Here is a 19,658-nt window from a genome sequence, read left to right on the forward strand (position 1 = left end):
GCGCGACGGGCGCCGCGCCACGCACGACGCTCACGGCCCAACCCTCACAGCAAAGTCCTCACGGCAGGATGGCCTTCAGGAACTTCGGCGGCTGGACCGAGGCCTGGTTGAAAAACACGCCGGCGGTGCGTCCGCCCGCCGAGGCCAGGGCGTCGCGCAGCAGGCCCGGCGGCCGCACGTCCGGCTGCTGGGCGCTGACCACGAGCACCGTCTGGTCCATGTGCTGGGCCAGGGTCAGGCCGGCCTGCGAGACCTCGGCCGACGGGCTGTCGACGACGACGATCTCGGCGTGCCGGCGCAGGGCCGCCCAGTATTCGACGCCGGGCAGGATGTGCACCTTCTGGCGGCCGCGCAGGGCCTCGCGGTTGAAGCGCGTCACCCAGAAGCGTGGCCCGCCCACGCTGTGGGCCGTCAGGTACTTGGCGTCCGGCCACACGCCGCCGCCGGGCTTGGGGGCCGGCGGCTGGACGGTGAAGAAGGCCGAGCCGTCCGGTGAGGCCGGGGCCCCGCTCCCGAGTTGGCCATAGCGTTCGGGATCGGCGGCGATGGCCTGGTATTGCGGCGAGGTGACCAGGTCCAGGTCGATCAGCCAGGTCTTGCGGCCGGCCCGCTTGGCGGCGAAGCGGGCGAATTCGCGGGCGGCCGTCGAGGTTCCCTCCCCGCGCCGGGCGGCCACGAACTGGACGACGTGCGCGCGGCCGGGCGCTGGGGCGCCCAAGGACCCCCACAGCTCCGCCATTTCGACGTTCAAATCCACCATTCGCCGAATCGCCGCGCGTTGAAGTCCATTTACCTTAAGGCCCAAACGCGCTCGCGCGAAAGGCGACGAAAGCGCTCAGGGTGAAGGGCCTCAGCGCTTGTAGCTAGCCGTGGCCAGCACCGGCAGGCCCAGGGTGCGCGAGGCGGACGCCGGGGTCTGCAGGCCGGGGCGCAGCAGCATGCGCACCAGGCCGGCGCAGGCAGCGGTGAAGGCCGCGAACAGGAAGGCCAGCACGATGATCGGCTTCTGCAGGCTCTTGCCGGTCGACGGGGCCACGGCGCGTTGGACGATGCGGATGTTGTCGCTGCCCTCGGCCGACATCTGACGCTGGGCCTGGTCCTGCTGTTCCTTGACCGTGAAATCCTTGACGCTGGACGACAGCACGTCGCGGTCGCGCGACAGCTGGTTGAAGGTCGGCTCCAGCTCGGACAGCCGCAGCAGGCGCTGGTTCACGTCCTGGACCTGCTGGGTGTAGGCGTTCAGCGCCTGCTGCAGCGCGGCGACCTCGGCGGTCAGGTCGTTGCGCGTGGACTGCAGGGTCTGCCAGATCGGGTTGGGGCCGCTGCGGCGCGCGCCCTCGCCGTTGGTGCGGCCCGACGAGACGCCCTGCTCCAGCTGGGCGATCTGCGCCTCGATGTCGCGGACCGGCTGGGCGTCCGGACGATAGCGGGCCAGCAGGCCTTCGCGGTCCAGCTTCAGCTGGGCCAGCTTTCCGGACGCCGACATGTCGCTGTCGCGGTACAGCACCATGTCGGTCGGCGTCCGGGCCAACTCGGCCTGGACGGCGGCCAGGCGGCCCCGGCGGTCCTGCAGCTGGGCCTCGGTGGCGTATTTCTGCGACTCGGCCTGGGCCTGAAGTTGGGTCAAAGCCGTCTTCTGGGCGGTGAAGTCGCCGATGTCGTTGCCCGACAGGAAGGCCTGGTAGGCCGCGTCGGTCTGGGCCAGCTTCTCGGTGAACAGCTCGCGCTGGCGCTCCAGCCCATTGCCGTCGCCGCCGATCAGCAGGCTGCGACGATAGATCAGATATTCCTCGAGCAGGGTGTTGAGCACCTTCTCGGCGACTTCCGGATCCTGGTTGGAATAGGACAGGCGAATGATCGAGTTGTCGGGGGCGGTCTCGATCTTCAGGTTGCGGGCCAGGCTTTCGCGGCCCTCGGCCATCAGCTTGCGCTTTCCCTCGGGCGAGGCGACCGCGTACTTGGCGGCGCTGCCGGGAAAGACCCGGCCGAAGCCGACCTTGCGGATCACCCGCTCGCGCAGCTCGCCGCTGCCCAGGATCTCGGATTCCGACTGGGTCACCTGGTCGACGTCGGGCACCGCGCCGCGGGCGGCGTCGCCGGCCCGAGGCTCGTAGACATATTCCTGGCCCAGGCGGACGAAGAGGCTGGAGCTGGCCGTGTAGGTCTTCTTCTGGGTGAAGGCGAAGCCGGCCCCTAGCGCGAAGATCACCACGAAGACCAGGAGCATCAGCCAGCGCTCGCGCCACAGCAGGGTGACGAAGTCGGTCGGCGCATAGCGGGCGCGCGCCGCCCAGTCGCTGCGCGACGGCGGATCATGCGGCACACTCGTCCAGGCGCTCGTCGTCGACATGCGAATCCGATGGGTTCAATCTCAGCCTCACCCTGGTCGGAGCGCGCTTAAGGAGTCGTTACCCATTCCTGTTAAGACTTGTCGCATGCACAGGCGCACCATTCTCTCGGCGGCTTTCGCCCTGCCCTTCGCGGCCACCGGGCTCTCGCTCGGCTTGGCCGGCTGCGGCCACGTGGACCGCGAACCGATCACGCCCACGGCCCGTCCGACGGCGACTTTTTCCGATATCGGCTATGCCGACTGGTCGGACCAGGAGCCCGACTACCGGTTCTATCCGGGCGACGAGCTGGAAGTCAGCGTGCCGTCGGCGGTCGAGCTGAACAAGTCCGTGGTGGTGCAGCCGGACGGCCGCGTCGCTTTGCCGCTGATCGCGCCGGTCATGGCGGCCGACCGCACGATCGGCGAACTGGAAGCCTCGATCACCCAGGCCTATTCCAGCCAGTTGCTGCGGCCGCAGGTGCAGGTGTCGATCAAGGCGACGGCGCCGCTGAAGGTGTTCGTGGGGGGCGAGGTCGGCAATCCGGGCGCCTTCGACATGGCCGGCGACAGCGACGCGCTGCGGGCCATCATCCAGGCCGGCGGGTTCAAGACCTCGGCCAAGCGCACATCTGTGGTGATCATTCGCCGCGGACCCAACGGCCGGGCCATGCTGCGCACGGCCAACCTGCTGTCGGGGATGACCAACGGCCGGGCGGACCTGGTGCCGCTGCGCCGTTTCGACGTGGTCTACGTGCCGCGCAGCGGGGTGTCCGAGGCGGGCCTGTTCATGCAGCAGTATTTCCGAGACCTGCTGCCGATCAGCTTCAGCTACGCGATCAACGGCTTCAGCGGAAACTGAAGCGGATCAACGCTCAGGCCGGCCGCTGCGCGCCGTGCTTGATGTGTAGGATCTCGACACGATCGCCCTTGACCTCATAGACCACCAGGTAGGGCCTCACCACGACCAGCTCGCGAACGCCATCGCCTATCGGCCGACCTCGGTTTGGATGGTCGGCCAGGCTGCGAACCGTCGAGACCAGCCGAGCCGTAAAGCGTCGGGCCGCGAGAGGCGCGAACTGACTGATGTAGCTGTCGATACCGGCGAGATCCCGAACAGCTCTCGGAGACCAGATCACGCGAAGGGCAGACGTGTCGGCCATCCGTTCAGTCTCGCCCAGAGCTAAATCACGGCGCGTAGGGCGTTAGTCGCCAGCCCCGGGAGGAGGCAACTTGTTCGGCGTTCCCCATGACAAGAGCCAAGCCTCGACAGCCTCGTTGCTCACGAACTGGCCCGCCGCGATCTCGGCGCGGGCCTCGGCGATCGCTGCGACGTCGCTGGCTTCATCCAGGTCGTCGAAGATAGCGGGTTCCAACTTCATGCCATCAATCTAGCACAACCGCGATCACGATGGCAGGGATGCCGGCTTCAGCCGTGGGCCAGCCATTCGCGCGCCTGGCGCTGGGCTTCGGCGACATCCTCGCTGGCCATCTCCTGCGAGATTTCCTTGCGATAGACCTTGGCTTCGACCGAACCGCGCATGGCGGCCAGGTTGAACAGCATGTGGGCCGACACGTAGTCCAGCGGCGCGCCGCCCTGGCCGGTCGAATAGAGCATGCCCATGCGGAACAGCTCGTCACCCGAGGCGTCGGCGGTCGGCAGCGGGATCCCGTGGATCGCGGTCGGCGGTTCGATACTCATCATCATGGCTTCAAGTCCCCTTCCCAGCCCGCCTCGCCGTTCCGGCTCCGCTTGGCTCGAGAACAGAAAAGTCCCTCGCCACTGAACATATAGTTAAAGGCGCCGACATCATAAATCTTACCCATGAATACAGAAACCATTCATAGGTATTACGCTGCATTCACGGGTGTTACTGAATGTAAACTCCCGTCTACAAGGCGTTAACGGGCACGCTGACCGAACAGCACCTTTCGGGCCTCTGCCTGCGCCTTTCCGGGCGCTTGCAGGCCCTGGCGGCGCAGTTCCGCGCCCAGCTTGAAGCCCCGGTCGACGGCGTCGCGGGCGCCCATGCGCTCGAACCAGGCCTTCAGATGCGGAAACTCGTCCAGCACGATGCCCTGGTTTTTCCACGGCACAACCCATCCCCAGCACGCGAAGTCGGCGATGGACAATTGGCCGCAGATGAAATCCTTCCCGTCCAGCTGCTTGTTCAGCACGCCGTACAGCCGGTGGGTCTCGTTGGTGTAGCGGATGGCGCCATAGGCGATCTGGCGCTGGTCGCTGACGATGGCCGCGGCATATTGGCGGAAATGGTGGGTCTGGCCGGCCATGGGCCCCAGCCCGCCCATCTGCCACATCAGCCACTGGTCGATCTCGACCCGCTCGCGCTCGCTGGTCCCGTAGAACCGGCCGGTCTTGCGGCCCAGGTACTGCAGGATGGCCCCGGACTCGAACACCGAGATCGGCTGGCCGTCGGGACCGTCGGGATCGACGATGGCCGGCATGCGGTTGTTGGGGCTGATGGCCAGGAAGTCCGGCTTGAACTGTTCGCCCGCCCCGATGTTCACCGGGATCATCGTGTAGGGCAGGCCCATCTCCTCCAGGGCGATGGAGATCTTCCAGCCGTTGGGCGTGGGCCAGTAGTACAGGTCGATCGGGCGGCTCATCGACGCACTCCCTGAAGCGTTTTGTCTGAAGACGTTGTGTTTGACCGCCAACATGGTCTCGCCGGACGCCCGCGCCAAGGCCGCCCATGCCGCAGCCTGACGGCGCCGTTCAGATCAGGTTCAGCCAGCGCGGCGGAAACTGTCTTCAAGATCGAGGGATCAGGCGGTTCGGAGAACCGCCGACCGAAGAAGGAGACGTCGGACATGAAGCGCTTGTTGCTCACCATCGCCGCCGTGGCCGCCGTGGCGGGCCCCATGGCCATGGCCGGCGACGCTTCGGCCCAGGATCGCGGCCGCGGCCATGGCGATCGCCACGGCGACCGGGATTACGGCCGCCATGACGGCGGTCGCTGGGACGGCGGACGCTGGGACGGCGATCGTCACGATGGCCGCGGCGATGGCCGCTGGGACGGCCGTTGGGAGGGCCGTCACGACAACGGCCGCCACAACGGCTGGGATCGCGGCGACCGCTGGGATGGCCGCCGCTACAACGGCTACTATTACAACAACCGCTGGAGCTATGGCGCGCCGCCCGCCCATTACTACGGCCATCCGGGCTATCGTCCCGGCTACAACGCCTGGCGTCGCGGCGGTTATCTGCCGCCCTATTATCGCGGCAACGGCTATATCATCCACGACTACGGATACTATCGCCTGCGCCCGCCGCCCCGCGGTTACTACTGGTACCGGGCCGGCAACGACTACGTCCTGGCGGCGATCGCCACCGGACTGATCTTCGACATCATCGACAATTAGGCATGTCGACCTGACGCGTTTGGCGATGCTTTCCAAAACTCTTGGTAAGCGTCGCCATTCGCCACATCCTGGCCGCGTATGCGGCCAAAAGGCCCGATTGGCGAGTTATTCCCACCGCATTCGCAGGTCAGCGTGGCGGCCGTGTCACTTTCCGACGCGACAGTAACGAGACGCTTCCATGACCAAGCTCCGCCTCACGGCCGCCGTCGCTGCACTGACCCTCGCCGGCTATGCCGGGTCGGCCCTGGCTCAGCAAACCGCGCCCACCGATCCGACCGCGCAGACCACCCAGAGCGCGCCCTCCTCGTCCACGACCTCGCCGTCCTACGGCACCGACCCGGCGGCCACGCCGGCCCAGGATCCGGCGGCCGACGCCAGCGCCAGCGGCACGCCAAGCTCGGCGACCGCCTCCGACACCTCGACCGACTCCTCGGCCCCCGCCGCCGACTCCAAGGCCCAGAAAAAGGCCAAGAAGCACCACAAGCCGGCGGAAAGCTCCGACCCGGCCGGCGCTTCGACCACGGACACGCCCAAGCCGTAAGACCCGTTCCGAGACCAGATCAGGCCCGTCGCGCTCGCGCGGCGGGCCTTTCTTCGCGCACGCTGAACGAGCAAAGGGCAAATCGCGATACTTTCTGTTGCACTCCACTCGGAGTTCGCGCCATGCTGGCGATGCGCCTGACACGGCGGGCCGGCCCGGCCCGTCGCCCGGCGCGAGGGTCGGGACATGGGGCAGGCCGCGCAGCAGAACTGGACGATCAACGACGCCCCCGCCGCGGAGCCCATCGACGCACACGCCGACGCGGCTTTTCGCGCCACGCTGGACCTGCTCGCGCTGATGCATGATCGCCCTAGCCAGGCTCGGCGACTGCCGGCCATCGCCCGCTTTCCTTATGAAAATCACGCGACCTCCGCCTGGCGCGAGGAGCAACAGCGCTTCCAGCGTATCTGCGGCTGCGCGACCAGCGCCGTCAGCGCCCTGACGGCCATGGGCCTGGCCGCGATCTGGAGCCTGACCCACGGCGACGGCGTGCAGCCCCTTGGCCTGGCGCTCCGCACGCTGGCCCTGGCCCTGGCCGCCGGACTCGCCGCGGGCGTGGCGGGCAAGCTGACCGGCCTGGCGCTGGGCGCCGCCCGCTTCCGCCGCGCCACGGTCCGCGCCATCGCCGAACTCGGCCGTACGACGGCCGCCCTTCTCTAGTCCGCGTCCCTAAAAGTCACTCTTCGGGAGACTTTAGATGTCGAAGTGCACCCAGGTCGTCGACGGCGCCGTGATGGACTGTCACGAGGTTCTGGACGAGGCCAAGTCAGGTTGCGTGTCGTGGGCCGACGAGGGCTCGAAGAAATGCGGAACCTGGGCTGACGAAGGCTCGAAGAAATGCGGGACCTGGGCCGACGAAGGCTCGAAGGAATGCGGGACCTGGGCTGACGAGGGCTCCAAGCACTGTTGCACCTGGTGGCCGTGCAGCTGGTTCTGCAAGGCTTGGTACTGGGTCGCCAAGTGGGTCTGCAAAGCCTGGTACTGGGTCGCCAAGTGGGTCTGCAAGGCCTGGTACTGGGTGGCCAAATGGGTCTGCAAGGCCTGGTACTGGGTGGCCAAGTGGGTCTGCAAGATCTTCCTGTGGATCTTCAAGGCCGTGTGCACGATCGTCGGCTGGATCTTCCGGACGGTGTGCACGGCCTGGAACGGGATCGTCTGCACCTTCAAGGCCGGCGGCAAATCGTCGATGCCGCGCAAGATCGAGAAGGTCTTCGTGCTGATGCTCGAGAACCGCTCCTACGACCACCTTCTGGGCTTCGCCGCCCTGACCGGGATCGACCCCGCCGGCCAGCCCACGCGGGCCGACGACTTCGCCGGCAAGGACCTGACCCAGCCGCCCTTCGTCAACCTGACGCGCGGCGGCGTCGCCGTCAGCCCCACGCCGACCGCCGTCTTCAAGATCGCCGACGAGGACAAGGACCCACCGCACGAGTTCATCGACATCCTGCTGCAGATGACCGGATCGACGGCCTGGGACAACAACACCGTCCATCCCTACCCGGCTCCGCAGAACAACGGCTTCGTCTTCAACTACGAGGACGCGGGATCGGCGCATCCGGCCAACGTCATGAACTGTTTCGACCCGGCCAACGTGCCGATCATCACCACCCTGGCCCGGGAGTTCGCCGTCTGCGACGCCTGGTTCGCCTCCCTGCCCGGCCCCACCTGGCCCAACCGCTTCTTCGTCCACGCCGCCAGTTCCGGCGGGCTGGACGATAGCCCCAGCGGCCTGGAAAGCGCGGCGGCCGAGCTGATCGACGGCTTCAGCTTCCAGCACGGCACGGTGTTCGACGCCCTGGACAGCAACTGCGTCGACTGGCGGGTCTTCGAGGGCGACGAGCTGCCGCAATGCTTCGCCCTCAAGGGTATGACCCTGGCGGCGCTGGGCGGTTGCTTCACCGACATGGACGAGTTCGCCGAGGAGGTGAACAAGGCCGACTTCGAGCCGTCCTACATCTTCATCGAACCCAGCTACGGCAACATCCTGCCGACCACGGCGGGCGACTATACCTGTGGCACGTCCCAGCACCCGCTGGACGACGTCACCCGGGGCGAGCGGCTGATCAAGGCGGTCTACGAGACCATCCGCAACTCGCCGCACTGGGAACGCAGCGCGCTGATCATCACCTATGACGAGCACGGCGGCTTCTTCGACCACGTCAAGCCGCCGACGGCCCCCGCGCCCGGCGACAAGCTGGCGGCGGCGTCCAACAACCACCACAACTTCGACTTCAAGCAGTTGGGCGTCAGGGTGCCGGCGGTGATCGTCTCGCCATGGGTCAATCGCGGGGTCATCGACCACACGGTCTACGACCACAGCTCGCTGGTCCGGTCCCTGGGCCTGTTGTTCAAGTTTTCACCCCTGACCCGCCGCGACGGCATGGCCAAGGACTTCCTGCACCTGTTCAATCGCAGCGCGCCGCGCACCGACGCACCCACCACCCTGCCCGAAGTTCCGGACTCCGGATTCGAGTGCACTCGGGCGGCCCTGACCTGGGCGCTGGACAACGGCCTGCCCGAGGCCCGCGAACCGGAGACCGGGGAAAGCAGCTCGCCCCTGACCGGCGCGCCCGGCGTCCCGCCCTCGACCCATCACGGCGATCCGCCCCTCACTCACGGCGGCGCCCGGCCGCCGGTGATCGGCGAAGGCCGGCCGGTGCCGGCCTCGTTCTGGGGCTTCATGCACGTGGCCTACCGCAAGGCCACCTCCTACGGTCCCGGCCGGCTGAAGGCCAGGCGCGAGCTGACCCCGCAATATCGCGCGGTCCGCACAGAGGCCGACGCCCGGCGGTTCATCCACGAAGCGCGGCTGCGGGTCCGCAAGCTGACCCGTCCGGGCCGTCCGTTCGAGCCCCTGACGCTGCATGGCGGGCCGCCGCCCCAGACGCCGGCGCCCAAGCCGAAACCGCCGACCCGGCGACCGCCCAAGACCCAGGCCTAGAGCATCACTCGGAAAAGTGGACGCCGGTTTTCCGCAAAAGCGATGCGAAGACAGAAACCTAGAGCAAGACGCGCGATTTCTATATCGCGCGGCTTGCTCTAGCGGCACGAAGAAGGGCCCGCCGCTCGCGCGACGGGCCCTTGTCATGACGACTCTCGCCAACGCGGGAGAGGGGCTACAGCCCCAGCTTGCTCCGCAGCAGTTCGTTGACTGTGGCCGGATTGGCCTTGCCGCCGGTCTCCTTCATCACCTGGCCGACGAACCAGCCGATGGCCTGGGGCTTTTCCTTCACCGCCGCGGCCTTGTCGGGATTGGCCGCGATCAGTGCGTCGATCGCCGCCTCGATGGCGCCGGTGTCGTTGATCTGCACCAGGCCGCGCTTCTCGACGATCTGCGCCGGACGTCCCTCGCCGGCCCACATGTGCTCGAAGACCTCCTTGGCGATCTTGGAGCTGATGACGCCGGTCTCGATCAATTCGACCAGTTGGGCGATGTCTTGCGGCGGCAAGGGCGAACTGGCGATCTCGTGGCCGCCGGCCGACAGCTTCGACAGCAGCTCGTTGGTCACCCAGTTGGACACCAGCTTGGCGTCGCGGCCTTTCGCAGCGGCCTCGAAATAGTCGGCGCGGTCGGCCTCGATGATCAGCACGCCGGCGTCATAGGCCGACAGGCCGTACTGGCTCTGCAGGCGCTGCTTCTTGGCGTCCGGCAGTTCCGGCAGGGTGTCCTCGATCGCCTTCACCCAGGCCGGGTCGAGGACCAGCGGCAACAGGTCGGGATCGGGGAAGTAGCGGTAGTCGTGCGCCTCTTCCTTGCTCCGCATCGAGCGGGTCTCCAGCTTGTTCGGATCGAACAGCCGGGTCTCCTGGTCGATCTTGCCGCCGTCCTCCAGGATCTCGATCTGGCGGCGGGCCTCGTACTCGATGGCCTGCTGGATGTAGCGGTAGGAATTGACGTTCTTGATCTCGCAGCGCGTGCCCAGGTGGCTGAAGCTGCCGGTGGCGCGATACTTCTCGTAGTCGCCGGGGCGGCAGACCGAGACGTTGACGTCGGCGCGCAGGTTGCCCTTCTCCATGTCGCCGTCGCAGGTGCCCAGATAGACCAGGATCGTCCGCAGCTTCTTGACGTAGGCGGCGGCCTCTTCCGAGGTGCGCATGTCGGGCCGGGAGACGATCTCCATCAGCGCCGTGCCCGCGCGGTTCAGGTCGACATAGGTGGCGTTCGGGTCCTGGTCGTGCAGCGACTTGCCGGCGTCCTGCTCCAGGTGCAGGCGCTCGATGCGCACGTCGAAGGTCGTGCCGTCGTCCCGCTCGACGGTCACCACGCCCTCGCCGACGATCGGCTGGTCGAACTGGCTGATCTGATAGCCCTGCGGCAGGTCGGGATAGAAGTAGTTCTTGCGGTCGAACCGGCTCTTCAGGTTGATCTGGGCCTTCAGGCCCAGGCCCGTCTTGACCGCCTGCTCGACGCAGAACCGGTTCAGCACGGGCAGCATGCCGGGCATGGCCGCGTCCACCAGGCTGACCTGCTGGTTCGGCCCCGCGCCGAAGCCGACGGCGGCGCCGGAGAACAGCTTGGACACGCTGGCGACCTGGGCGTGGACCTCGAGGCCGAGAACGATTTCCCAGGGGCCGGTGCGGCCTTGGATCACTTTGGAAGAGGCGGTTTCGGTCATGTCTCAATTCCTGGCCACATCGGGTGGCCATCAACTTAGATCCCTTCCCTCTCCCTTGTGGGGAGGGTGGCCCCGAAGGGGTCGGGTGGGGCTCGCTGCGCTCAGGGCCTGACAAATCACGCCCACGACCGCGTCGATATCCTCATGCACCGCACGCGTCGGAAAGCGCAAGGTTTGGAAGCCCGAGCGACCGAAAACTTGGTCGCGATACACGTCGTGAGCAGCCTGTTCCAGTTCCCGGTGGTGAGGCCCGTCCACTTCCACGACGAGGCGTCGGCTGAGGCAGATGAAGTCCGGATAATACCCCAGCAATGGCGCCTGTCTCCGAAAGTGGAAGCCTTCCGTCCTCGGGGCCGGAGCCTCACCCACAGGCGCACTTCCTGAACGCCCATCACCTTCCGCAACGCTCTTGCGCGGTTCACGCTCATGGCTTGCCCCCCACCCGACCCCTTCGGGGCCACCCTCCCCGCAAGGGGGAGGGACGGCCATTTGGATAGGCGGCGCTGAAATGGAGCTTTCGGGCAATCTGAAAAATGACCGCTTCTTGTCAAACTAGAGGTCATTCCTGGCCAACCGGAACCGCTAGCGTCACCTCCCGTTGACTCCTCGAACGCGAATAACTCGCCGGAGGAAATCATGGCTGTTCTGAACCTCGATGCTGGAGAACCTTATGTCGCTCCCGCGACTAACGCGGATTCTTCGGCTCTCTTTCCGAGCGCGCCCGTCTATGCTCGCACGCCGACCAAAAAGTCTTCGTCCAACCTGCCGCTGATGATCGGCCTGCCGGTGCTGGCCATCGCGGTCGGCGGGTTGGCCTGGGGCCTGATGAGCCGTCCGGCCCAGACCCCGACCGTCGACGAGGCGCCGCCCGCCAAGGTGGCCGAGGCCCAGCCCCTGCCCACGACCCAGCCGCCGGCCCCGATGCCGACCCCGGTTCCGGCCGCCGCGCCTGCCGCGACCCCGGCCCCGACCCCAGCCCCGACCCAGATGGCCCGCGCCGAGACGGCTCCGCCGCCACGGGTGACCCAGCCCGCCCGTCGCGCCGCTCCGGCCCGCCGCGCGGCCCCGCAGACCGCGCCCGACGCCGGCTCGGCCTCGGAGAACGTCAGCGCCACGGTCCCGGCGCCCGCCGCCGCCCCGGCCCCGACGCCGGTGATCGCCGCCCCGGTCGCCTCGGCTCCGACGCCCGCGCCGGCCCCGGCGCCTGCTCCGGCAACCGTCCCGGCCACGCCGGACACCCCGATGTAGTTGTCAGTAGCGTAGCGTAAAAAAGGGCGGCTCCCCGCGGGGCCGCCCTTTTCCTGTCCGGTCGGTTAGCGGCCGATCACCACCAGCGGTCGGCCTTGGCCTTGAAGCCGGCGGCCTTTTCGATGGCCCCGGCCACCGAGAACACCGTGCCCTCGTCCAGCGGCTTGCCGATGATCTGCAGGCCCAGCGGCAGGCCGTTGGCGTCCAGGCCGGCCGGCAAGCTGAGGCCCGGCAGGCCCGCCAGGTTGGTCGTCACAGTGAACACGTCGTTCAGATACATGGCGATCGGGTCGCTCGAGTTCTCGCCCAGGCCGAAGGCCGCCGACGGCGCGGTCGGGGTCAGGATGGCGTCGACCTTTTCCCAGGCGCTGTCGAAGTCCTCGGCGATGCGGCGACGCACCTTCAGCGCCTTCAGATAGTAGGCGTCGTAATAGCCGGCCGACAGCACGTAGGTGCCGATCAGGATGCGGCGCTTGACCTCGTCGCCGAAGCCCTCGGCGCGGGTGTTCTCGTAGACCTCGGTGAGGTTGCCGCCCTCGGCCCGCAGGCCGTAGCGCATGCCGTCGTAGCGGGCCAGGTTCGACGACGCCTCAGCCGGGGCCACGATGTAATAGGCCGGCAGGGCGTACTTGGTGTGCGGCAGCGAGATCTCGACGATCTCGCAGCCTGCTTCCTTCAGCCAGGCGACGCCGTCGGCCCACAGCTTCTCGATCTCGGCGGGCATGTTGTCGACGCGGTATTCCTTGGGGATGCCGATCCGCAGCCCCTTGACTGACTTGCCGACGAAGCCCGCGAAATCGGGAACCGGCACGTCCAGGCTGGTGGAGTCCTTGGGGTCGTGGCCCGACATCGAGGTCAGCAGGATCGCCGCGTCCTCGACGGTCTTGGCGATCGGCCCGGCCTGGTCCAGCGAACTGGCGAAGGCTACCGTGCCCCAGCGCGAGCAGCGGCCATAGGTCGGCTTGATGCCCACGGTGCCGGTGAAGGCGGCCGGCTGGCGGATCGAGCCGCCGGTGTCGGTGGCGGTGGCGCCCAGGCACAGGTCGGCGGCCACGGCCGCGGCGCTGCCGCCCGAGCTGCCGCCGGGGGTCAGGGCCTGGTTCGAGCCGGCCTTGCGCCAGGGATTGATCACCGGGCCATAGGCGCTGGTCTCGTTCGACGAGCCCATGGCGAACTCGTCCAGGTTCAGCTTGCCCAGCATCACCGCCCCGTCACGCCACAGCTGGCTGGTGACGGTCGACTCGTAGGATGGGACGAACGGCTCAAGGATCTTCGAGGCGGCCGTGGTCGGCACGCCCTGCGTGCAGAACAGGTCCTTGATGCCCAGCGGGATCCCGTCCAGCGGACGGGCGGCGCCAAGCGCTCTGCGGGCGTCCGAGGCGGCGGCCATCGACAGCGCCCGCTCGGGCGTCTCGACCAGGAAGGCGTTCAGGCCGCGCGCGGCCTCGACGGCCTGGATATGGGCCTTCGTCAGCTCCACCGAGGTGAAGTCCCCGGCGGCCAGCCCGTCCAGCGCGCCCTTCAGGGTGAGAGAGGTCAGCGCGCTCATTATTCGACCACCTTGGGGACCACGAAGAAGCCGCCCACCGACTTGGGGGCGTTGCCGGTGACCATGTCGGCGTCGCCGCCCATGGTCACCACGTCATCGCGCAGCGGCAGGCCGGCGTGCACGACGCTGGTCAGCGGCTCGACGCCGTCGGTGTCGACCTCGGCCAGCTGCTCGATCCACGTCATGATGCCGTTGAGCTCCTGGGCCAGCGGCTCCAGGCGATCTTCGGGCGTGGCGATCCGCGCGAGCCGCGCGACCTTCCGCACGGTGGCGGCGTCAATGGCCATGGGGGCCTCCTGAAATTCGAGCGTGTGGGTTAGCCGTGCGAGGGGCGCTTTGACAAGCTGTTCCCCGTGTTATGAGGACTAATGCCCGTTCTAGACATCACCGAATTCGCCGCCGCCCTCCCCGATTTCCTGCCGATCGTCGGCCTGGATCCGGGCGAGAAGACCATCGGCGTGGCCGTTTCGGACGTCACCCTGACCGTCGCCAGCCCCCTGGCCCTGATCAAGAAGACCAAGTTCAGCGAGGACGCCGAGGTGCTGTTCAAGCTGATGGGCAGCCGCAAGGCGGCGGGGATCGTCATCGGCCTGCCCATGAACATGGACGGCACCGAGGGCGTGCGCTGCCAGTCCAACCGGGCGTTCGGCCGCAACCTGCTGCGCCTGCAACCCCACCTGCCGATCACCTTCTGGGACGAGCGGCTGTCGACGGCGGCCGTGACCCGGGTGCTGATCGACGAGCACGACGTCAACCGCAAGCGCCGCGCCGAGGTCGTCGACAAGATGGCCGCTGCCTGGATCCTGCAGGGAGCGCTGGAGCGGATCCGGGGGATCAACGAGGCGGCCGGCAAGGGGTTCTGACCAGATCCTCCCCCCCGTGGGGGAGGTGTCGGCGAAGCCGACGGAGGGGGGAATGATTGGCCGCCAGCTAGATCCAGGATCGACCTTCCTAAAACTCCCCCCACCGGTCGCTGCGCGACCGCCTCCCCCACAGGGGGAGGTTACAGGGGGAGGTTCTTGCGAGCACCGCCCTTCCCCGCGACGCCAAAGCCGCCTATGACGCCCACTCATGACGGCCAAGCCCCCGCCCCATGAGCCCGCCGACCCGATCGAGACGATCCGTCAGCGCATCTTCTCGTTCCCGCGCCGCCACTTCCTGTCGGCCGGCGACCTGAACGCTCCGCAGGCCACCGACCTGCTGGACCTGGCCGACGCCTTCGTCGCCCTCAATCGCCAGACGACCAAGTCCCTCGATATCCTCAAGGGCCGGACGCTGATGAACCTGTTCTTCGAGAACAGCACCCGCACCCAGTCCAGCTTCGAGATCGCCGGCAAGCGCCTGGGCGCCGACGTCGTCAACATGAGCCCACGCACCTCGTCGATCACCAAGGGCGAGACCCTGGTCGACACCGCCGTGACTCTGAACGCCATGCGCCCGGACCTGCTGGTGGTGCGCCACGCCTCGTCCGGCGCCGCGTCGCTGCTCAGCCAGAAGGTCAGCGGCAGCGTGATCAACGCCGGCGACGGCCAGCACGAGCATCCGACCCAGGCGGTGCTGGACGCCCTGTCGATCCGCCGCGCCTTCGGCCGGGTCTCGGGCCTGACTGTGGCGATCTGCGGCGACGTGCTGCACAGCCGCGTGGCCCGCTCCAACGTCGCCCTGCTCCACACGCTGGGCGCCAGCGTCCGGCTGGTCGGCCCGCCCACCCTGATGCCGGCCCAGGCCGAGCGCTGGGGCGTCACCGTCCATCACGACATGAAGGCCGGCATCGCCGGGGCCGACGTGGTGATGATGCTGCGCCTGCAGCTGGAGCGCATGCAGGGGGCCTTCGTGCCCTCGACCCGGGAATATTTCCGCTTCTATGGCCTGGACCGCGAGAAGCTGGCCAAGGCCGCGCCGCGGGCCAAGGTCATGCACCCCGGACCGATGAACCGGGGCGTCGAGATCGATTCCGACGTCGCCGACGATCCGGAGATCAGCCTGATCCAGGACCAGGTCGAGATGGGCGTGGCGGCGCGGATGGCGGTGCTGGCGAGCCTGGCTCATCGGCTTGAGGAGCATGGGAAGTGAGGCTCCTCCCTTTATTTTCCGCTCATCCCGGCGAATGCCGGGACCTAGATCCCAAGGCTGAAGGGATGATTGGAAGAACTCGGCGTTCATGGACCCCGCCTCAAAGCCATTCCATCTGGGTCCCGGCGTTCGCCGGGATGAGCGGAGTTTTTGAATGAACGGCCCCACGCCTCCCCTCGCCCTGATCAACGCCCGTCTGGTCGATCCCGAGAGCGGCTATGACGGCCCCGGCGGCGTGATCGTCTCCGAGGGGGTCATCGCCGACGTCGCCAAGGGCCGCGAGTTCGGCAAGCTCAGCAAGGCCGTCCGGGTCGTCGACTGCGGCGGGGCCATGCTGGCTCCCGGCCTGATCGATCTGCGGGTCAAGACCGGCGAGCCCGGGGCCGAGACCAAGGAGACCCTGGCCAGCGCCGCCCGCGCCGCGGCGGCTGGCGGGGTGACCAGCTTCGTCGTCCAGCCCGACACCGACCCGGCCGTCGACGATCCCAGCGTCGTCGACTTCATCCTGCGCCGCGCCCGCGACATCGACGCCGCCCGCATCCTGTGCGCCGGGGCGGCGACCAAGGGGCTGAAGGGCGAGCAGATGGCCGAGATCGGCCTGATGCGCGAGGCCGGCTGCGTCTATGTCACCGACGCCGACCGGCCGATCGTCGACAGCAAGGTCATGCAGCGCATCCTGACCTACGCCCGCGGCTTCGACACCCTGCTGGCCCACCGGCCGATGGACCCCTGGCTGGCCAAGGGCGGCGCGGCGACCGGCGGCGAGTTCGCCGGCCGCATGGGCCTGCCCTCGATCTCGCCGATGGCCGAGCGGATCATGCTTGAGCGCGACGTCGCGCTCCTGGAAGCGACGGGCGGTCGCCTGCTGGTCGACCAGGTCACCAGCGCTCAGGCCCTGGAGACCCTGGCCCGCGCCAAGGCCAAGGGCCTGCGGATCCATGCCAGCGTCTCGATCAACCACCTGTCGTTCAACGAGCTGGACATCGGCGACTATCGCAGCTTCGCCAAGGTCACCCCGCCCCTGCGCGGCGAGGACGACCGCCAGGCCCTGATCGAGGCCCTGGCCTCGGGCCTGATCGACATCGTCGTCAGCGCCCACGCCCCGGCCCCGGCCGAGGACAAGCGCCTGCCGTTCGACGAGGCGGCCCCCGGCGCCGTGGGGCTGGAGACCCTGCTGCCGGCCCTGCTGAGCCTCTATCACGAGGAGCGCCTGCCGCTGGTCGACCTGATCCGCGCCGTCACCCTGGCTCCGGCCGCCCTGATCGGCCTGCAGTCGGGCCGCATCGCCCCCGGCGCCCCGGCCGACCTGGTGCTGTGCGACCTGGACGCCCCGCTGATCATCGACGCCGGCAAGCTGCTGTCCAAGTCCAAGAACTCGCCGTTCGACGGCCGCCGGCTGCAGGGCCAGGTGCTGATGACGATCGTCGACGGCCGCGTGGTGCATCGGGCCGAGGGGTAGGGCCCTCCGGCCATCCCTTCCCAAACCCTCCCTGTGGGGAGGATCTGGGCCGCGGACGGGGACAGGCGCATGCGCCTGTCCCCAGCCATGAGGCGGCGACCTCGGCCTTTCGCGGCCGAGCTTGATGGGAAGGGTGCGAAGCGCCCGGGCCTCGCCCGGATGATTTGCAGTTTTGAATACCGTTTCGACGAAGTGCAGGCGCTTCGCGCGGCCGTTATCCGGAAGCCTTCGGGTCGCGGATTTTTAACCCGCTCCGATGGAGGCCCCCGACGGGCAGGACGTTGGCGCATCCTGGACCGCATGGGCGATTTCAGCCCGTGCCTGCTGCGCTTACCCGCCACCGCGGCGCCGAGGTTTCGGCTCCTTGCATCGGAGCGCCTGCCTCGAACCAACCGCGGCGTCCAGTAAAGGACCACCGACAAACGCTTCCCGCTCGACCACCCCCGAAAGCCGCATCGGTCGCCGTACGTGCGCCCTCCCCATGCTTTCAGGTGAGATCAGGATACGGGTGGTCTTGAAGGGTGAGGATCAAATCGGGTCGAGAAAGTTCAAGGCATTGAAATTTCTAGACTTTGATTCCTGAGCGCCGAGCATAGAACCCTTCCCTCCCCCTCGCGGGGAGGGGGGGCCCTGGCAGCGCCAGGGTCGGGTGGGGGGCTGCTGACTCAGCCAGCAAACCCACAGACGCCCTGCACCGCTCCCCACCCGACCCGCTACGCGGGCCACCCTCCCCGCAAGGGGGAGGGAAGGACAAGTCAGTCTTTGCCCCGACGTCATCCGCCAACGGCGAGCCGCGCCTTGGTCTCTAGGCGCAGGCCCTCGCCTCGCCCCCAATGAAAGCACGAACATAATTTAATTCTCCGAAGGCCTTGCCTCGCGATCGCCCAACCTTCATTATAATACGATCGTAATTCAAACTTCAGGAACCCCCGATGACGGCCACTGCGCAGGTCGCGCTCGTAACGGGCGCCTCTTCAGGCATCGGCAAGGCCACGGCGATCGCCTTGGCCGCCGCGGGTTTTCAGGTGATCGGAACCGGCCGCGACACCGCGCGGCTCACCGCGCCCGCCGGGGTGACCTATCTCGACCTCGACGTCACCAGAGACGACTCCGTCGCCTCGGCGGTCCAGCAGGTGATCGACCGGTTCGGGCGCATCGACGTCCTGGTCAACAACGCCGGCGTCGGCACGACCGGCGCGGCCGAGGAGTTCTCGATCGCCCAGACCCAGGCCATCTTCGACATCAACGTCTTCGGCGTCATCCGGACGACCAAGGCGGTCCTGCCGCACATGCGCGCCCAGGGCCGCGGCCGGATCATCAATGTCTCGTCCCTCAGCGGGTTCGTCCCCAGCCCGTTCATGGCCCTCTACGTCTCGACCAAGCACGCGGTCGAGGGCTACTCCCAGTCGCTGGACCACGAGGTTCGCGATTACGGCGTCCGGGTCCTGCTGGTCGAGCCCGGCCCGATCAACACGCCGTTCGCGGGCCACAGCGTGGTGGCCGACACCCCCATGCCGCTCTACGCGGCGGGCCGGCGCAACTACGACGACCTGCTGGAGCAGAATCTCAGCAGCGGCGACGACCCCGCCGTCGTCGCCAAGGTGATCGTCGCGGCGACCATCGACCGGAACCCGAAACTGCGGCGCACCGCCGGCGCGACCGCCCGGACCATCAGCGCGGTGCACCGCCTCGCCCCGGCCCGCACCTTCGACCGCGTGATCCGCAAGTTCAACCGGATGCCGAGCTGATGGCGCGCTACACGAACGAACATAAGCAGGAGACCCGGCGGCGGATCGTCGCGACGGCCGGTCGGCGGCTCAAGCGCGACGGCATCGACGGCTCCGGTGTCGCGACCCTGATGAAGGACGCGGGCCTGACCAACGGCGCCTTCTACGCCCACTTCGACTCCAAGGACGACCTCGTCGCGGAGGCTGTCAGCGACCAACTTCAGACCCTGCACGCCAGCATCGTCGCGCTGACGGAGCCCGGCCCGGCCGGACTGGAACAGATCATCCGCTGGTACCTGTCGCCCCAACATCGGGACGACCCGGCCGACGGCTGCCCCAACGCCGCCCTGCTTGACGAGATCGGGCGCAGCGCCGACGCCATCAAGCAGGCCTACACCGACGGCGTGCTGGTGGTCATCGACGGCCTGGCGGCCCGCATGGCGCCTGAGGATCCGCCCTCGGCCCGCGTGAAGGCGCTCGGCCTGCTGGGCCTGATGGCCGGGACGCTGCAACTGGCCCGCGCCCTGACCGACCGACAGCTCTCCGACGACCTCCTCGAGCAGGGCCTCCGCAACGCCCTGGCCCTGTGGCCGCCGAACTCCGGCCATGAGCCGCATTTCCGCGACAAGCCCGGCGCACCCTCGCAGTAGGTTTCAGATGCGCCTTGCGTCCTTCGAGGCGCGCTCAGGAGCGCGCACCTCAGGATGAGGACGTCAGCAAAAGGCTCCTCCTCCT

At 68.0% G+C, this 19,658-nt stretch carries 21 protein-coding genes; 11 read left to right on the top strand and 10 right to left on the bottom strand.

Annotated elements, in window-relative coordinates:
• Positions 1 to 58: 58 nt before the first annotated feature.
• Positions 59 to 760 (bottom strand): sugar kinase, encoded by a 702-nt coding sequence (locus ACSQ2G_RS02640; protein WP_436028042.1) that lies wholly within the window; start codon positions 758 to 760, stop codon positions 59 to 61.
• A 90-nt stretch (positions 761 to 850) separates the two neighbouring features.
• Complete coding sequence (locus ACSQ2G_RS02645; RefSeq protein ID WP_436028044.1) at positions 851 to 2,350, bottom strand: GumC family protein; 1,500 nt, start codon at positions 2,348 to 2,350, stop codon at positions 851 to 853.
• An 85-nt stretch (positions 2,351 to 2,435) separates the two neighbouring features.
• Between ACSQ2G_RS02645 and ACSQ2G_RS02650 the strand changes: the two genes are divergently transcribed.
• On the top strand, positions 2,436 to 3,188 hold the full coding sequence (locus ACSQ2G_RS02650) for a polysaccharide biosynthesis/export family protein (protein WP_310083096.1): 753 nt from the start codon (positions 2,436 to 2,438) through the stop codon (positions 3,186 to 3,188).
• A gap of 13 nt (positions 3,189 to 3,201) precedes the next feature.
• On the opposite strand, the gene ACSQ2G_RS02655 is transcribed toward ACSQ2G_RS02650, so the two are convergent.
• From ACSQ2G_RS02655 to ACSQ2G_RS02670, 4 genes are all read right to left on the bottom strand, one after another.
• The gene (locus tag ACSQ2G_RS02655) at positions 3,202 to 3,489 is read right to left on the bottom strand and encodes a type II toxin-antitoxin system RelE/ParE family toxin (protein ID WP_436028046.1); all 288 of its coding nucleotides are present in this window, start codon (positions 3,487 to 3,489) and stop codon (positions 3,202 to 3,204) included.
• A gap of 42 nt (positions 3,490 to 3,531) precedes the next feature.
• A complete protein-coding gene (locus ACSQ2G_RS02660; protein WP_436028048.1) occupies positions 3,532 to 3,708 on the bottom strand; it encodes a CopG family transcriptional regulator in 177 nt (58 codons plus the stop codon).
• A gap of 47 nt (positions 3,709 to 3,755) precedes the next feature.
• Positions 3,756 to 4,034, bottom strand: coding sequence for a sel1 repeat family protein (locus tag ACSQ2G_RS02665; protein WP_028040927.1), 279 nt, complete (start codon positions 4,032 to 4,034; stop codon positions 3,756 to 3,758).
• A gap of 194 nt (positions 4,035 to 4,228) precedes the next feature.
• Positions 4,229 to 4,954: a glutathione S-transferase N-terminal domain-containing protein gene (locus ACSQ2G_RS02670; protein ID WP_436028050.1), complete on the bottom strand. Its 726-nt coding sequence runs from the start codon at positions 4,952 to 4,954 to the stop codon at positions 4,229 to 4,231.
• A gap of 204 nt (positions 4,955 to 5,158) precedes the next feature.
• Here ACSQ2G_RS02670 and ACSQ2G_RS02675 point away from each other — a divergent pair, with 204 nt between their 5' ends.
• The 4 genes from ACSQ2G_RS02675 (at position 5,159) to ACSQ2G_RS02690 (ending at position 9,192) form a co-directional block, all read left to right on the top strand.
• Positions 5,159 to 5,710 (top strand): RcnB family protein, encoded by a 552-nt coding sequence (locus ACSQ2G_RS02675; protein WP_436028052.1) that lies wholly within the window; start codon positions 5,159 to 5,161, stop codon positions 5,708 to 5,710.
• 178 nt (positions 5,711 to 5,888) lie between these two features.
• Complete coding sequence (locus ACSQ2G_RS02680) at positions 5,889 to 6,251, top strand: proteophosphoglycan 5 (protein ID WP_436028054.1); 363 nt, start codon at positions 5,889 to 5,891, stop codon at positions 6,249 to 6,251.
• Between the two features lie 186 nt (positions 6,252 to 6,437).
• Complete coding sequence (locus ACSQ2G_RS02685) at positions 6,438 to 6,911, top strand: hypothetical protein (protein ID WP_436028056.1); 474 nt, start codon at positions 6,438 to 6,440, stop codon at positions 6,909 to 6,911.
• A gap of 37 nt (positions 6,912 to 6,948) precedes the next feature.
• Positions 6,949 to 9,192, top strand: coding sequence for an alkaline phosphatase family protein (locus ACSQ2G_RS02690; RefSeq protein ID WP_436028058.1), 2,244 nt, complete (start codon positions 6,949 to 6,951; stop codon positions 9,190 to 9,192).
• A 175-nt stretch (positions 9,193 to 9,367) separates the two neighbouring features.
• Here the strand turns inward: ACSQ2G_RS02690 and gatB are convergent, their stop codons facing one another.
• Entirely contained in the window at positions 9,368 to 10,867 is a 1,500-nt protein-coding gene (gene gatB / locus ACSQ2G_RS02695) for an Asp-tRNA(Asn)/Glu-tRNA(Gln) amidotransferase subunit GatB (protein ID WP_436028060.1), read from the bottom strand.
• A gap of 30 nt (positions 10,868 to 10,897) precedes the next feature.
• Entirely contained in the window at positions 10,898 to 11,356 is a 459-nt protein-coding gene (locus ACSQ2G_RS02700) for an endonuclease domain-containing protein (protein ID WP_436028062.1), read from the bottom strand.
• A gap of 147 nt (positions 11,357 to 11,503) precedes the next feature.
• On the opposite strand from ACSQ2G_RS02700, the gene ACSQ2G_RS02705 reads away from it, so the two are divergent.
• The gene (locus ACSQ2G_RS02705; RefSeq protein WP_436028063.1) at positions 11,504 to 12,115 is read left to right on the top strand and encodes a hypothetical protein; all 612 of its coding nucleotides are present in this window, start codon (positions 11,504 to 11,506) and stop codon (positions 12,113 to 12,115) included.
• A gap of 76 nt (positions 12,116 to 12,191) precedes the next feature.
• Here ACSQ2G_RS02705 and gatA read toward each other — a convergent pair whose 3' ends face one another.
• Positions 12,192 to 13,664, bottom strand: a complete 1,473-nt coding sequence (gene gatA / locus ACSQ2G_RS02710; RefSeq protein WP_436028065.1) for an Asp-tRNA(Asn)/Glu-tRNA(Gln) amidotransferase subunit GatA — start codon at positions 13,662 to 13,664, stop codon at positions 12,192 to 12,194.
• Positions 13,664 to 13,951: an Asp-tRNA(Asn)/Glu-tRNA(Gln) amidotransferase subunit GatC gene (gatC, locus tag ACSQ2G_RS02715; RefSeq protein WP_436028067.1), complete on the bottom strand. Its 288-nt coding sequence runs from the start codon at positions 13,949 to 13,951 to the stop codon at positions 13,664 to 13,666. The genes gatA and gatC overlap by 1 nt, the downstream gene beginning before the upstream one ends.
• A gap of 81 nt (positions 13,952 to 14,032) precedes the next feature.
• Here gatC and ruvX point away from each other — a divergent pair, with 81 nt between their 5' ends.
• The 5 genes from ruvX (at position 14,033) to ACSQ2G_RS02740 (ending at position 19,573) form a co-directional block, all read left to right on the top strand.
• Complete coding sequence (ruvX, locus tag ACSQ2G_RS02720) at positions 14,033 to 14,527, top strand: Holliday junction resolvase RuvX (RefSeq protein ID WP_436028069.1); 495 nt, start codon at positions 14,033 to 14,035, stop codon at positions 14,525 to 14,527.
• 208 nt (positions 14,528 to 14,735) lie between these two features.
• On the top strand, positions 14,736 to 15,737 hold the full coding sequence (locus ACSQ2G_RS02725) for an aspartate carbamoyltransferase catalytic subunit (RefSeq protein ID WP_436028071.1): 1,002 nt from the start codon (positions 14,736 to 14,738) through the stop codon (positions 15,735 to 15,737).
• Between the two features lie 154 nt (positions 15,738 to 15,891).
• Positions 15,892 to 17,196, top strand: coding sequence for a dihydroorotase (gene pyrC, locus ACSQ2G_RS02730; protein ID WP_436028073.1), 1,305 nt, complete (start codon positions 15,892 to 15,894; stop codon positions 17,194 to 17,196).
• Between the two features lie 932 nt (positions 17,197 to 18,128).
• Positions 18,129 to 18,944 carry an oxidoreductase gene (locus tag ACSQ2G_RS02735; protein ID WP_436028075.1) on the top strand — a complete coding sequence of 272 codons (816 nt, stop codon included), beginning with the start codon at positions 18,129 to 18,131 and terminating at the stop codon, positions 18,942 to 18,944.
• Entirely contained in the window at positions 18,944 to 19,573 is a 630-nt protein-coding gene (locus tag ACSQ2G_RS02740) for a TetR/AcrR family transcriptional regulator (RefSeq protein WP_436028077.1), read from the top strand. Before ACSQ2G_RS02735 ends, ACSQ2G_RS02740 begins: the two co-directional genes overlap by 1 nt.
• Positions 19,574 to 19,658 lie beyond the last annotated feature (85 nt).

The organism is Caulobacter sp. LjRoot300, assembly GCF_964253875.1.
GTDB lineage: Bacteria > Pseudomonadota > Alphaproteobacteria > Caulobacterales > Caulobacteraceae > Caulobacter.

Excerpts from the sequence above, each read along its gene's own strand:
- ACSQ2G_RS02705 (WP_436028063.1), top strand. The coding sequence starts at position 11,504 with ATGGCTGTTCTGAACCTCGATGCTGGAGAACCTTATGTCGCTCCCGCG.
- ACSQ2G_RS02735 (WP_436028075.1), top strand. The coding sequence starts at position 18,129 with ATGACGGCCACTGCGCAGGTCGCGCTCGTAACGGGCGCCTCTTCAGGC.
- ACSQ2G_RS02685 (WP_436028056.1), top strand. The coding sequence starts at position 6,438 with ATGGGGCAGGCCGCGCAGCAGAACTGGACGATCAACGACGCCCCCGCC.
- ACSQ2G_RS02680 (WP_436028054.1), top strand. The coding sequence starts at position 5,889 with ATGACCAAGCTCCGCCTCACGGCCGCCGTCGCTGCACTGACCCTCGCC.
- ACSQ2G_RS02655 (WP_436028046.1), bottom strand. The coding sequence starts at position 3,489 with ATGGCCGACACGTCTGCCCTTCGCGTGATCTGGTCTCCGAGAGCTGTT.
- ACSQ2G_RS02675 (WP_436028052.1), top strand. The coding sequence starts at position 5,159 with ATGAAGCGCTTGTTGCTCACCATCGCCGCCGTGGCCGCCGTGGCGGGC.
- ACSQ2G_RS02690 (WP_436028058.1), top strand. The coding sequence starts at position 6,949 with ATGTCGAAGTGCACCCAGGTCGTCGACGGCGCCGTGATGGACTGTCAC.
- ruvX (WP_436028069.1), top strand. The coding sequence starts at position 14,033 with ATGCCCGTTCTAGACATCACCGAATTCGCCGCCGCCCTCCCCGATTTC.
- gatA (WP_436028065.1), bottom strand. The coding sequence starts at position 13,664 with ATGAGCGCGCTGACCTCTCTCACCCTGAAGGGCGCGCTGGACGGGCTG.
- ACSQ2G_RS02665 (WP_028040927.1), bottom strand. The coding sequence starts at position 4,034 with ATGATGATGAGTATCGAACCGCCGACCGCGATCCACGGGATCCCGCTG.
- ACSQ2G_RS02645 (WP_436028044.1), bottom strand. The coding sequence starts at position 2,350 with ATGTCGACGACGAGCGCCTGGACGAGTGTGCCGCATGATCCGCCGTCG.
- gatB (WP_436028060.1), bottom strand. The coding sequence starts at position 10,867 with ATGACCGAAACCGCCTCTTCCAAAGTGATCCAAGGCCGCACCGGCCCC.
- ACSQ2G_RS02650 (WP_310083096.1), top strand. The coding sequence starts at position 2,436 with ATGCACAGGCGCACCATTCTCTCGGCGGCTTTCGCCCTGCCCTTCGCG.
- ACSQ2G_RS02660 (WP_436028048.1), bottom strand. The coding sequence starts at position 3,708 with ATGAAGTTGGAACCCGCTATCTTCGACGACCTGGATGAAGCCAGCGAC.
- ACSQ2G_RS02725 (WP_436028071.1), top strand. The coding sequence starts at position 14,736 with ATGACGGCCAAGCCCCCGCCCCATGAGCCCGCCGACCCGATCGAGACG.
- ACSQ2G_RS02700 (WP_436028062.1), bottom strand. The coding sequence starts at position 11,356 with ATGGCCGTCCCTCCCCCTTGCGGGGAGGGTGGCCCCGAAGGGGTCGGG.
- pyrC (WP_436028073.1), top strand. The coding sequence starts at position 15,892 with ATGAACGGCCCCACGCCTCCCCTCGCCCTGATCAACGCCCGTCTGGTC.
- ACSQ2G_RS02640 (WP_436028042.1), bottom strand. The coding sequence starts at position 760 with ATGGTGGATTTGAACGTCGAAATGGCGGAGCTGTGGGGGTCCTTGGGC.
- ACSQ2G_RS02670 (WP_436028050.1), bottom strand. The coding sequence starts at position 4,954 with ATGAGCCGCCCGATCGACCTGTACTACTGGCCCACGCCCAACGGCTGG.
- gatC (WP_436028067.1), bottom strand. The coding sequence starts at position 13,951 with ATGGCCATTGACGCCGCCACCGTGCGGAAGGTCGCGCGGCTCGCGCGG.
- ACSQ2G_RS02740 (WP_436028077.1), top strand. The coding sequence starts at position 18,944 with ATGGCGCGCTACACGAACGAACATAAGCAGGAGACCCGGCGGCGGATC.